Source organism: Rhodococcus sp. 1168, assembly GCF_002091955.1.
In the GTDB taxonomy this organism is placed as follows: Bacteria; Actinomycetota; Actinomycetes; order Mycobacteriales; family Mycobacteriaceae; genus Rhodococcoides.
The window spans coordinates 71,626-82,413 of sequence record NZ_MKKY01000090.1 but is presented as its reverse complement, the minus strand read 5'-3'; the positions used below and the strand labels follow the sequence as shown (position 1 = coordinate 82,413).

The 10,788-nt window shown below is 61.0% G+C and carries 15 protein-coding genes and 1 riboswitch; of the genes, 8 read left to right on the top strand and 7 right to left on the bottom strand.

The genetic code is table 11. From position 1 onward, the window contains the following. Nucleotides 1-73 precede the first annotated feature (73 nt). A complete protein-coding gene (locus BJI47_RS20765; RefSeq protein WP_088945511.1) occupies nt 74-379 on the bottom strand; it encodes a GNAT family N-acetyltransferase in 306 nt (101 codons plus the stop codon). Between the two features lie 134 nt (nt 380-513). On the opposite strand from BJI47_RS20765, the gene BJI47_RS20760 reads away from it, so the two are divergent. Together BJI47_RS20760 and BJI47_RS20755 are read left to right on the top strand one after the other, a co-directional pair. Next, nucleotides 514-1,287 carry a hypothetical protein gene (locus BJI47_RS20760; RefSeq protein WP_088945510.1) on the top strand — a complete coding sequence of 258 codons (774 nt, stop codon included), beginning with the start codon at nt 514-516 and terminating at the stop codon, nt 1,285-1,287. 240 nt (nt 1,288-1,527) lie between these two features. Then, nucleotides 1,528-1,836 carry a homoserine dehydrogenase gene (locus BJI47_RS20755; RefSeq protein ID WP_088945509.1) on the top strand — a complete coding sequence of 103 codons (309 nt, stop codon included), beginning with the start codon at nt 1,528-1,530 and terminating at the stop codon, nt 1,834-1,836. A gap of 7 nt (nt 1,837-1,843) precedes the next feature. On the opposite strand, the gene BJI47_RS20750 is transcribed toward BJI47_RS20755, so the two are convergent. Further along, the gene (locus tag BJI47_RS20750) at nt 1,844-2,209 is read right to left on the bottom strand and encodes a helix-turn-helix domain-containing protein (protein ID WP_088945508.1); all 366 of its coding nucleotides are present in this window, start codon (nt 2,207-2,209) and stop codon (nt 1,844-1,846) included. Between the two features lie 57 nt (nt 2,210-2,266). Between BJI47_RS20750 and BJI47_RS24820 the strand changes: the two genes are divergently transcribed. The 3 genes from BJI47_RS24820 to BJI47_RS24810 all read left to right on the top strand — a co-directional run bounded on the left by BJI47_RS24820 (nt 2,267) and on the right by BJI47_RS24810 (nt 2,907). After that, nucleotides 2,267-2,506, top strand: coding sequence for an NAD(P)H-dependent oxidoreductase (locus tag BJI47_RS24820; protein WP_254900721.1), 240 nt, complete (start codon nt 2,267-2,269; stop codon nt 2,504-2,506). Then, nucleotides 2,503-2,598 carry an NAD(P)H-dependent oxidoreductase gene (locus BJI47_RS24815; protein ID WP_254900720.1) on the top strand — a complete coding sequence of 32 codons (96 nt, stop codon included), beginning with the start codon at nt 2,503-2,505 and terminating at the stop codon, nt 2,596-2,598. The genes BJI47_RS24820 and BJI47_RS24815 overlap by 4 nt, the downstream gene beginning before the upstream one ends. A gap of 75 nt (nt 2,599-2,673) precedes the next feature. Next, nucleotides 2,674-2,907 carry a hypothetical protein gene (locus BJI47_RS24810; RefSeq protein ID WP_254900719.1) on the top strand — a complete coding sequence of 78 codons (234 nt, stop codon included), beginning with the start codon at nt 2,674-2,676 and terminating at the stop codon, nt 2,905-2,907. Between the two features lie 2 nt (nt 2,908-2,909). Here the strand turns inward: BJI47_RS24810 and BJI47_RS20740 are convergent, their stop codons facing one another. From BJI47_RS20740 to BJI47_RS20725, 4 genes are all read right to left on the bottom strand, one after another. After that, the gene (locus BJI47_RS20740; RefSeq protein ID WP_088945522.1) at nt 2,910-3,635 is read right to left on the bottom strand and encodes an ABC transporter ATP-binding protein; all 726 of its coding nucleotides are present in this window, start codon (nt 3,633-3,635) and stop codon (nt 2,910-2,912) included. Then, nucleotides 3,632-4,372: an ABC transporter permease gene (locus tag BJI47_RS20735; protein ID WP_254900724.1), complete on the bottom strand. Its 741-nt coding sequence runs from the start codon at nt 4,370-4,372 to the stop codon at nt 3,632-3,634. The genes BJI47_RS20740 and BJI47_RS20735 overlap by 4 nt, the downstream gene beginning before the upstream one ends. A 70-nt stretch (nt 4,373-4,442) precedes the next feature. Then, entirely contained in the window at nt 4,443-5,423 is a 981-nt protein-coding gene (locus BJI47_RS20730; RefSeq protein ID WP_254900723.1) for an ABC transporter substrate-binding protein, read from the bottom strand. Nucleotides 5,424-5,452: 29 nt separating this feature from the next. Further along, the gene (locus BJI47_RS20725; RefSeq protein ID WP_254900718.1) at nt 5,453-6,193 is read right to left on the bottom strand and encodes a TenA family protein; all 741 of its coding nucleotides are present in this window, start codon (nt 6,191-6,193) and stop codon (nt 5,453-5,455) included. Further along, nucleotides 6,187-6,286, bottom strand: a riboswitch (TPP riboswitch). Its footprint overlaps the gene before it by 7 nt. 145 nt (nt 6,287-6,431) lie before the next feature. Between BJI47_RS20725 and BJI47_RS20720 the strand changes: the two genes are divergently transcribed. After that, nucleotides 6,432-6,839 (top strand): hypothetical protein, encoded by a 408-nt coding sequence (locus BJI47_RS20720; protein WP_088945520.1) that lies wholly within the window; start codon nt 6,432-6,434, stop codon nt 6,837-6,839. Between the two features lie 49 nt (nt 6,840-6,888). On the opposite strand, the gene BJI47_RS24230 is transcribed toward BJI47_RS20720, so the two are convergent. Then, nucleotides 6,889-7,542, bottom strand: coding sequence for a hypothetical protein (locus tag BJI47_RS24230; RefSeq protein ID WP_176224989.1), 654 nt, complete (start codon nt 7,540-7,542; stop codon nt 6,889-6,891). An 88-nt stretch (nt 7,543-7,630) separates the two neighbouring features. Between BJI47_RS24230 and BJI47_RS20710 the strand changes: the two genes are divergently transcribed. Both BJI47_RS20710 and BJI47_RS20705 read left to right on the top strand, forming a co-directional pair. Next, on the top strand, nt 7,631-9,190 hold the full coding sequence (locus BJI47_RS20710) for a carboxylesterase/lipase family protein (RefSeq protein ID WP_088945505.1): 1,560 nt from the start codon (nt 7,631-7,633) through the stop codon (nt 9,188-9,190). Between the two features lie 53 nt (nt 9,191-9,243). Beyond that, nucleotides 9,244-10,773, top strand: a complete 1,530-nt coding sequence (locus tag BJI47_RS20705; RefSeq protein ID WP_088945504.1) for an ATP-dependent DNA ligase — start codon at nt 9,244-9,246, stop codon at nt 10,771-10,773. The last annotated feature ends 15 nt before the right edge of the window (nt 10,774-10,788 follow it).

Below are 10,788 nucleotides of genomic sequence, written 5' to 3'. Positions count from 1 at the left end.
GTTGCCGCGCTACTTCGATGGCGCATTCAAGTTCACTGATCGTATGAATGGACCATTCAAGCGATTGGGCCGGCTACTTCTCGCCGGGCGACGAAGAGACGTGGAGTAGATCGTCGTAGCGACCGGAACTCGACTCGATGAACTCCCGTACGAACCAGCATGCCGGGATTACGGAGAACCCGCCTGCGCGGCTGTCTTCGAGGACGTGCTCTGTCAATACCGCGGCGAGGCCGTGGCCGCGATGTTCAGGGAGTGTCACGGTGTGGTTGAACGTTCGTACACCGTCGGCCTGCAGGTAGTCGGAGAATCCGGCGAGGGATTTGTCGACAGATATCTCGAATCGATGCTGCTCTGGTAGGTGTTCGATGCGGTGTTCCATAGTGATCGATTGTGCACGGGTTCCGATCAAGGTGGTTGGGCGACTAGGCTGAGGTGGACACACGAGTCGTGCGCGCCACCCGTCGTAGGCACTTCTCATCATCTGCACGGGTAAGCAGACCAGAGGTGGCATAGGTGGAAGATGTATCGGAGCAGGGAATCAAGGCCTTCATCGGTGCCGTTGTATTGCGCGGCGGTCGGGCCGAACGGCTGACGACGTCGCGGCGTAATCCAGTTCAGGTTTGGGGTGTAGACGGTTCTAGCTGCATCGTTCGGGTGCGGTCCAAGGCTGCAGGCGATTGGAAAGCCCGTCGCCAGGACGAGTCGTTGGCAAGTGATGACACCGGATCGTCTTATTGGGTGTTCGTGGATCTGGGGGCTTCCGAGCCGTCGTTCTTCATGGTCTCTTCCGAAGAGATGGCGGCTGATATCCGCGGCGAAGTAGACCTGTGGGTACAGGATTCGCCGCTTCGAACTCGGACCGGTCACCACGCCATCGCGGTAGGGCGGGTCCAACACGGACGCAACAAGTGGTCGCTGCTGGGTCTCCATGCGGCTGCCGATCCCAAGCTGGAAGAAGAAGCGCGCGCTGCCGCTGTTCACCGAGCCAAGCCGGCCGTGCGTCGAAGCCCGTCGAAGAAAGCTGTTGCGGCTGAGGAGGAGATCCCAGACCTGCGTGTCCGGGTCGTCGCCGATTTCGACGGCTACCGCCTCAGTGCCCGATTCGATCCGTCCAACAAGCGTCTCGAGATCATGCAGGGGCCGATGGAGGGTCGACGGTTCGATGATCCTACACAAGCTGCCAGCGCTGTCGCCACGCATATCAGTGGCGATATCGAAGTCAGAGATGGTTGGAAGTTCTGGGAATTGGACACTCCAGAGCGACTTCCGCTAGGGACTTTGCAGTAACGTACGCGAATCCGCTGATCTGGCTATTGTGAACGCCCACAACGATCTCAATAACCGGCATCGGGTCGTGTTTAGGTCGCTATCGTTGGGAAAAGGTCAGGTTTCAGCATTCGAATCTCGACGCCCCTCACTGATGCGATCTTTCTGATGGCGGAGTTTGTCAGCACTGTCGCCGGTTCGACCCGGTAGTTCTTGTGACGCCAGTGGGTGGGTTGTCGACCCGCAGGAGAGGTCAGTCCAGTGGAGCAGTCGTCCCTTCACGCGTCGCGTTTCGTGATTTTGGTAGCGCAGTTCATCGACCACCGAATTACGGCCGACTACTTCTCTTCGCAGTTCAGAAACCTGGAGCGATCGGATGCCGAACACCTGGATCGGGATATCGCAACAGTGGTGGGTAAGTTGTCGGTTGACGTCGGCGCATATCGCGGAGATGTCAACCTTCTTGGTGTCGACTACATCGATGCACATCAACTGTGGCGGGCATCAGGGGAAGCGTTTCGTGACCTTTTGACATTGCAGTCGGAGCTGCTCGGACGCCAAGCCGGCTGATACGACGCTAGGGTGTGAACGTTTCCCGATGCCGGATGAGGTCTTCCAAGCGAAAGCGTCGGTGGGTTCCACGCATCTCGACGGTAAGTGATCCGGCGTCTGCGAGTTTGCGAACATATGTGTCGGATACTCCCAGGAGGTCTGCCGCCTGTGACGTGGTGAGTAACTCGCTGACCGGCCCGATCGTCACAGCGGTCCCTGATGCGAGTTGCCGAAGTAGTTCTATCACTGCACGCCGCCCGGACTCGTCGATGTCGAGGTCGACGCCGTCCAAAGCCAGGTGCGGAGTTCGTCCGTTGGCATCGGAAATCGACGAAGTGACTCGGCGCGCGTCCTGAGACGAGAGCGCCGCTGCGATGTACCGGTGGTCCATGTCTGAACCCTACTGCGGCATATCCTGTTCGGTACCCCACGATCCCAGGAGTGCTCCATGCCGCAATTGCTGCATCTCGATTCGTACGCCGACCCGAATAATTCCGTTTCACGCGCGGTCACGGCACATTCTTCGGATGTGTGGCATGAGCAGAGTCCGGATCACTCGGTGATCCATCGCGATTTGCATCGTGATCCGCTACCGCATCTCCCGACGTCGGCGTTGCATTGGGCCCCACATCTGATGACGCCGGATGAGGTTGTGCCTGCCGACGCACGGCACTGCAGAAGACGTTGATCGACGAGGTGGTCTCGGCGGACGTCGTGGTGATCGGTGCTCCGATGTACAACTGGTCGGTTCCGTCGACTCTGAAGGCATGGATCGACTAGGTCCATGTTCCCGGTGTCACGGTTCCGTTCGACGGCCCGACTCGTCCGCTCGAAGGCAAGCCGGTGGTAGTGGTGATGAGTCGTGGCAACGAGTACGGGGCGGGGACACCGGACTTCGGCACCGATCACGCTGTTCCGTTGCTACAACAAGTTCTCGGTGCCGCGCTCGGAATGGATGTGTTCGTTGTCGTCGTCGATCTGACGCTGGCGATTCGTGTGCCCGCGATGGCGCCCCTGGACTCCAGGTCCAGAGACAGCGTCGACACTGCTTGGGTTGCGGTCGCGGATCTTGCGGCACGGCTGGGCTGAGATCAGCGGCCGTGGCTGCCGATCAAAACCTCCATCAATTCGGCTTCCAGGGCAGCGAAGTGCAGCGTCGTGACGACGTCGAGTTTTCGTGGCCTCGGCAACGATACAGTGACTTGCCGTCGGACATGTGCCGGTTTGTCGGACAAGACGATCACCCGATCCGAGAGATAGACAGCTTCCCGGATGTCGTGGGTGATCATCAGGACGGTCCATCGGTAGTCGAGCCAGACGTCCTGCAGCCACGCTTGCATGCCGGTGCGGGTCAGTGAATCGAGGGCTCCGAACGGCTCGTCGAGCAGTAGAACTTCGCGTTCTTGAATCACCGTGCGCAGCATTGCTGCTCGCTGCCGCATCCCACCGGACAGTTCGGAGGGTCTCGCCTTCTCGTATCCTTCGAGTCCGAAGGCGGGAAAGAGTTTCTGCGCCTGGATCCGCGCTTGCTTCTTGCTCATCCCGCGGACCTCTAGGCCGAGTGTCGTGTTGTCGAGCACGGTGCGCCACGGAAACAACAGGTCTTTCTGTGGCATATAAGCGCACGGGGGTGCCTTGACGATTCCGCTGTCGGGGGTGTCGAGACCAGCGATCATATTGAAGACTGTGCTCTTGCCTGAGCCGCTAGGACCGATGACGGAAACGAACTCTCCGGGTTCGACGTCGAAGCTGACTTCGTCGAGAATTGTCCGGTCGCCGTAGGACTTCGAGAGTCCGGACAGATGCACGGCTGTCATCGCGGCCGACTGTCCTGCGCCCATGGGGCGACGACGCGTTCGACGGCGTAGGTCAGGAGGAAGAGCGTCACGCTGATGACGGCCGTGACGAGCACCGCGGCCAGAACGAGGTCGGTGCGGAAAGAGTTCTTCTGCTGGTTCATGTATATCCCGAGTCCGGCGCTGGCTCCGGCGTATTCGGCAAAGATGGCACCCACGACGGCGTACGTGATGCCGATACGAAGCGATGTGAAGAAGCGGGGCATCGAGGAGGGCAGGCGAATATAGCGAAACTGCTGCCAGCGGGTAGCGCCCATGCTTGCCAGGAGTGCGCGAGCATCTCGATCGGCTGCTGCGAATCCTTCGATGAGGCCGATGGCCATGGGGAAGAACGTGGCGAGCGCGATCACCAGAATCTTGGGGAGTAGTCCGAAGCCGAACCAGATAATCAGTAGTGGCGCAATAGCGATGATCGGAAGCGTCTGCGAGACCACGAACAGCGGCACCACTGCTCTTCGAAGCCACGGTGAGAAGTCGACGGCGACGGCGAGTATCCAGGCAACTACCAGGGATACTGCAAATCCGAGAACGGTGACTTGTAAAGTTGCTGCTGCGTTCTCGGCGATGGCGTCGCGCTGCGCCCAACCCTGAGCCACGATTCTCGACGGAGAGGGCAGTACCTGTGGTCGGATCCCGCTGAGCTGGACGTAGACCTGCCATCCGATGACGAGCACCGCGACGATGGTGACCGACGGCATGGCCCACCTGAGCGCCGCTCCAAACCTCGGTCGACGCTCGGCCGGCCGCTCGGCAACGCCGAGCGCCGCGCTACTGAGCGCCGAGGTAGTCATCGGTGAAGAAGGTGGACCAGTCGGGCTCGATGTCGACGGCGTTGCCGCCTTCGTCGACCAGTACACCGTTCTCGTACAGGAATTTCGAATAGGTGGTCCATTTGTCGAGGTTCTGTCGCCCGACTGCGCCTGATTCGTCCAACATGTATCGGTCGGCGAGCATCTGCTGGCTTTCGAAAACCAACCGCTCGTCGGTGAAGACTCCTGGATTCGCATCGATGATGTCCTGCGCGGCGCGGACCGGATCGTCTGCCGCGAGTTGGTAGCCGCGTTGAAGTGCTTGGACGAACTGCTTGGCCTCATCGGGATGGCTTGCCAGCCAGTTCTCGTTGCCGTTGACCGTGAGGGCATAGGCGTCGGGGAAGCCGTAGTCGGTGTAGTCGAAGTACTTCATCGGAGTACCGCTGTGCTCGGCCTCGATACCCTCCCACGCCAGGTAAGACACGGTGAAGTCGGCGCTGCCCGAGTACACCGCCTCGTAGGCCGACGTTCCGAGCACGACGGTGTCGTACTCACCTTTGCCTCCGTCGTTCTGAATGACTTGGCGTAGTCCGGCTTTCTCTCCGGTATCACCGAATCCTGCGTAGACTTTGCCGTCCAATGCCTTCGGGCTCGGAATGTCTTCGCGGTCGGCTTTCACGCCGATTCCGGTGGCCCAGTGTTGCAGCGGGGCCAGTACCGAAATGATCTGAGCTCCTGCTGTTTTCGCAAACGTAGTCGAACTCTGCGTGCTGATTCCGAATTCGGCGTTGCCTGCGTCGACCAGAGTGTCCGGGGTGGTGCTGTTGTAAGGCAATATTTCGACGTCGAGTCCGGCGTCGGCGAAGTATCCCTCCTGCAACGCGACGTACAGCCCGGTGTGGTTGGTGTTCGGTGTCCAATCGAGTGCGAAGCGGATGGTGTCGGAGTCGGTGGATTGCGCGCACGAAGTCAACGATGTGACGGTGGCGACTGCCACCGCGAGGGCACCTATTTTTCGGGAAAGTGTCACAGTGTTACCTCCGAAGCGGCAATCTCGGAAGAGGAAGTTGGCCACGGTGTGGGGTGAAGTGCGCTGTCCCAAAACATCGATTCGTACCGTGTCGCGATGACGAATGCGTCGATCATCGCGCTTCGTTGAGCATCGGTAGCGAGCCGAGCGGCGTCGTCTACCAGCAGGCGCGCGCACTCGACGGCGTCACGGAATTCTTCCGAGTCGTACGTCGAAACCCATTGTGCGTAAGGATGATTCGGATCATGATAGAGAACCTGTTCGGCCGATACCGAAAGTCGGACGGCTACGTCGGCGTAGATCCAGAAGCATGGCAGGATCGCCGCCGCCGCAACGGGATAGGGCTCGGTGGCGGCTGTTGCTACCAGGTACGAGACGTACCCGAGGCAAGTGGGTGAATGCATGGCCTGCGCATCCGTCGGAGGGAGCGCATCACCCAAGAGCAGTGACTCGTGGAGTGTCGCCTCCTCGACTGCGCTCGCCGCGGAGGTGGCCCAGAACGCGGCAGTCGCGGCGTCCGGAGCCTTCGATGCCAGAATAGCCAGCGCTTTTGCGTATCCCGCCAGGTACAGCCGATCTTGCTCGAGATATGTGCGGAAGGCGTCGAGCGGCAGAGTGCCCTCGCCCAGTAGCGTGAGAAATTCGAGTTGGTCGATCGCGTGACGCAACGATCTTGTTGCATTCCACATCAGATCCGTGTGGCGGACAGAGTCCACCGAGTTTAGAGGCGCAGTCATCGCCTTGACATCCCTTCGTCAGCATTACCTGCATCAGGTTCGACGGGTGTGATCTCAGCATCCGCATGTACGGACGCACCCCGTGTCAGAACATCGCCGACCCTAGCACCCTTGGTCAGCGATGCAGTGTGAGCGGGCTGTGGACCTCTCCGCAATCAACCCTGTCGACTACGACCGAACGGAGAGGTGGGGGTCCGATCCTGTAATTGTGAGTACACCGGGCGCTTACGATGGCGGCATGAATGCACCGAGGAGATGGACGAAGTCAGCAGCAGTCTTGGGTTTCACGGCCGCGGCGTTACTCGCAGGAGGCGGAATTGCGACTGCCGACGAGTGGCCGCCGATACCGAATTACCCGAGCCCGAGCGTTCCGTTCGAGACAAAGGGATTCCTTACTCCGTTCGATCCGGCCTATTGGAATCCCTTTCTCGCCGAAAATCGCCTGACGTCGCCGTACGGAACGAGCACCAGGATCGTCTGCACCGCCTTTCACGGAGTGCTCACCGGATGCTGGCAGGCCGATGCACAAGGTTACCCGCACAAGTTGGTTGCACTGCCGTTCGACTTCCCGAACGTCACCGGGTCCTCGATGCCTGGTGGGGGGCCGCAGCATTTCGTCTACCCAGGCTTCATCCCTGGAATCTGATCCAATTCCGTGAGATAACGCGCGCGTGCAGAAAATACCCAGCCAGGGATTAGTTCAGCTCGAATGCCTTGTCCGACACCGTAAATCCATGACCGACCTGATCCAGGCAGGTGACCCCGGACGACTCCTCGACTCGGCATTCGAGCCCATTGGAACGTCCACTTCCCGGTATGGCGAGTGTGAGCCCGTACGGCAGTTCCTTCGCAGCCCCGTCGAATCGATGAAAGCGCGGATCGCCCGAGCTGAGAAACCTGGCAGGGGATCCGGCAGTGATTTCGACGGTGTTGGGAGCCACCGAGGACTCTGGAGCACCACTTCCCGCCACCCGCGGGGCCGAGCGAGGGAACTCGCCGTGACACCCAGCAACCGAGGTCTCGGTAACCACGATCGAGCATTCGAACTTGCCACTCGGGCTGGTGAAGTAGAAGAACCCGGCAGTGCCCTCGTACTGGGACGGGTCGGCGGTCGGCGGGGGACTGCTCGTCGTCGATTTGACGGGGGTCGTCGACTCGGTTGTTGTCGTGGCAGCCGAGGTCGTTGGCGAGGGCCGAGTAGCGGACGTTGTGCGGACCACCGACGGTGGGTCGGTGTCGACCGTGGCAAGCGGCGCCGTCGCGCTGCCGTCGACATCGGACCCGCATCCGGCGAGAACCAGGAAGGACGCTGCAGCAACGGCTGCGCCGTATGCGCGTGGTCGGTTCATCTTGCCAGCTTAAAGCGGACGGATCGTTCTCAGGAATTGGTACCTTGACCAGGATCGGATGGGTCTACGTCGGATACGGAGGAATGCCATGACCGAGGTCGAGCAAGCCGGCGTGTGGACATGTCAGGTACACACTCCGGACGGCGATGCGATCGGGTACCGCGACGGCACACACTTCGTGTGGAAGGGAATCCCATACGCGGCTGCGACCGACGGCGAACATCGCTTCAGGTCGCCGCGGCCCGTGCAACCGTGGGCAGGAGCGCGGAACTGTCGAAGTTTCGGAGATGTCGCACCCCAGGGCAAAGATAATCCGGTACCGATCGATCCGGCGATCCCGATGTCCGAGGACTGTCTGTCGGTGAATGTCTGGGCCCCCGAGCCCGACGGTCGACCTCGGCCGGTGATGGTGTGGATTCACGGTGGTGCCTACTCGCTCGGTTCTTCCGCACAGAGCGTCTACGACGGCAGGCGGCTGGCCGAACTCGGTGATCTGGTGCTCGTCACCGTCAACTATCGGGTCGGGGCTTTCGGATTCCTCGACTTGTCGTCGTTCTCCACGGCGGAGACGGTCTTCGAGACGAATCTCGGGTTGCGTGATCAGATCGCGGCACTCGAATGGGTACAGCGTTGCGTGGAATCGTTCGGTGGCGATCCGTCGAACGTGACCGTGTTCGGCGAGTCCTCGGGTGGCGCGTCGGTCACGACACTGATGACCTCGCCGAAGGCAGAGGGACTGTTTCACCGCGCTATCGTGCAAAGTGCGCCCGCGACGTCGGTGTACGGCCCCGAACGTGCGGCGGCTGTGGCCATGAGATTCCTCGAACTCGTCGATATCACTCCGGATCGAATCGAGGAGTTGAAAACCGTCGACTTCATGCGTCTGGTGGAGGCGGGCGACACCCTGTGTTACGAGGTCCCGACGCGGGTGCCGGGCACATTGGGGCTCGCGCCGGTCGTCGACGGAGATATCGTCCCGCGGTATCCCGTTGCAGCGTTCCAGAAGGGATACTCGCATCGCATCCCGTTGATCATCGGAACGAATCACGACGAGGCGTCGATCTTTCGATTGATGAAGTCACCGTTGATGCCGGTCACGTCGGACACCGTCACGGAGATGTTTCGTGCGATCGCGAACGATCACTCGGACCTTCCGGCGTTCCGGATCGCGGAGATCATGTCTTCTTATCCGGATCGCTCGAAATCTGCTGGTGCACTGGCGATGTCGAGAGATGCTGGATTCCGAATGCCGACTATGTGGATCGCGGACGCGCACAGCAAATTCGCGCCGGTCTGGATGTATCGATTCGACCATGCAACACCGATGCTGAAAGCTGCTCGTATAGGTGCGGGACACGCGACCGAGTTGCCTTATGTCTTCGGCAATTTCGGCACGTTGAATCGAGATCCGACATTCTGGCTCGGTGGCCGCAAGGCAGCGACGACAGTGTCGCGGCGTGTGATGAAGAGATGGGTCGCCTTCGCTCAGCACGGAGTCCCAGCCACCCTCGACGGTGCGAAGCATTGGGCACCGTACGTCGAACCGACCCGTTCCACCCTTGTCATCGACGCCCAGGATTCTCTTGTCGAAGACCCGGACGCCGCTCTACGCGCGGCATGGGGAGATCGGGTGCTCGGCTTCACCTGACATTGCTCCGGGGCGGTGGATTGAGCTGGTCCACTTCGGGATACTCATAGCGGGTGCTGTTCATCCGAATCGTCGAGACCTCATTGGCCGTGGGTGCCACGCGCTCCCGTAAGGCCAAGACCGAGGCGCTGCGGCTGCTGCTCACCGAGGTCGACCCATCGGAGATCGCCACCGTCGTGGCGTGGCTGTCCGGTGAATTGCCGCAGGGCCGAATCGGCGTGGGCTGGCGGACCTTGGCCGACATCGACATCGACATCGACATCGGCCCGTCGGCTGCGGGCACACTCACCGTCACCGAGGTCGATACGAAGATCACGACGGTTGCCTCGACCTCCGGTCCTGGTTCGGCCGCCCGACGTCGCGAGGTTCTCACGAATCTTCTTGCGCAGTCGACGAGTGACGAGCGAGTGTTTCTGATTCGATTGCTGACCGGCGAGTTGCGCCAGGGTGCACTCGAAGGGGTCATGACAGACGCAATCGCTGCAGCGGCGGGACTGAATATCGACCCTGTCCGACGGGCTTTCATGCTCTCCGGAAATCTGTCGACAACGGCGTCCGCTGCGCTGGTCGGAGGCGAGAGAGCACTGGCGGCCTTCGAACTCGAGGTAGGACGTCCCGTGCGTCCGATGTTGGCCTCGCCCGCGGAGTCGTCGGCCGCAGCGTGGATCGAATTCGCAGGCGAGGTGAGTCTGGAGTACAAGCTGGACGGAGCTCGCATCCAGGTCCATCGATCGGGTGAAGACGTCCATATCTACACCAGGACTCTGCGGGAGATCACCGACAGCGTGCCGGAACTCGTCGAGTTGATCCGGGCGTTGCCGTGCACCAGTGTCGTACTCGATGGGGAAACCCTCGCACTCACCGACAGCGGTAGACCGCTTCCTTTTCAGGAGACGATGAGTCGGTTCGGTGCGCAGAGTGCCCACGAGTTGCTTCTGCAGCCGTACTTCTTCGACTGTCTGCATCTCGACGGCGTGGATCTGCTGGACGAACCGCTCGAACGGCGGCTGGCGGCACTCGAACAGGTTGCACCCACTCATCGGATTCCGTCAGTGGTACGCCCGGACGCCGACGCCGTGGCCGAATACTTCGAGGAGGCGCTGGCCGCCGGACACGAAGGTGTGATGGTCAAGTCGTTGTCGGCGCCCTACGCCGCGGGCCGACGCGGCCGCACGTGGCAGAAGGTCAAACCCGAGCACACGTTGGATCTGGTGGTGCTCGGTGCGGAATGGGGCTACGGCAGGCGGACGGGCCGGCTGTCCAATCTGCATCTCGGCGCGCGCGATCCGAGTGGTGGGGATCCGATCATGGTCGGCAAGACATTCAAGGGCCTCACCGATGCGCTGCTGCAATGGCAGACCGAGGAGTTTCCGAAACACGAGAGCTCACGTGACGAGCACACCGTGTACGTGCATCCCGATCTTGTCGTCGAGATCGAACTCGACGGCGTGCAGAAGAGCAGCCGCTATGCAGGCGGAGTGGCTCTGCGATTCGCCCGGGTGCTTCGCTACAGACCCGACAAGACACTTGCAGAAGCCGACACGATCGATGCCGTTCGCGCGCTCCTCCTGCCGTCGACCTGAGCGCACACGCGCGGT

Bases quoted from the DNA above. Each gene is read 5' to 3' on its own strand.
- BJI47_RS20725 (WP_254900718.1), bottom strand. From the start codon at position 6,193: ATGACTGCGCCTCTAAACTCGGTGGACTCTGTCCGCCACACGGATCTG.
- BJI47_RS20720 (WP_088945520.1), top strand. From the start codon at position 6,432: ATGAATGCACCGAGGAGATGGACGAAGTCAGCAGCAGTCTTGGGTTTC.
- BJI47_RS20735 (WP_254900724.1), bottom strand. From the start codon at position 4,372: ATGCCGTCGGTCACCATCGTCGCGGTGCTCGTCATCGGATGGCAGGTC.
- BJI47_RS20740 (WP_088945522.1), bottom strand. From the start codon at position 3,635: ATGACAGCCGTGCATCTGTCCGGACTCTCGAAGTCCTACGGCGACCGG.
- BJI47_RS24820 (WP_254900721.1), top strand. From the start codon at position 2,267: ATGCCGCAATTGCTGCATCTCGATTCGTACGCCGACCCGAATAATTCC.
- BJI47_RS24810 (WP_254900719.1), top strand. From the start codon at position 2,674: ATGAGTCGTGGCAACGAGTACGGGGCGGGGACACCGGACTTCGGCACC.
- BJI47_RS24230 (WP_176224989.1), bottom strand. From the start codon at position 7,542: ATGAACCGACCACGCGCATACGGCGCAGCCGTTGCTGCAGCGTCCTTC.
- BJI47_RS20765 (WP_088945511.1), bottom strand. From the start codon at position 379: ATGGAACACCGCATCGAACACCTACCAGAGCAGCATCGATTCGAGATA.
- BJI47_RS20750 (WP_088945508.1), bottom strand. From the start codon at position 2,209: ATGGACCACCGGTACATCGCAGCGGCGCTCTCGTCTCAGGACGCGCGC.
- BJI47_RS20710 (WP_088945505.1), top strand. From the start codon at position 7,631: ATGACCGAGGTCGAGCAAGCCGGCGTGTGGACATGTCAGGTACACACT.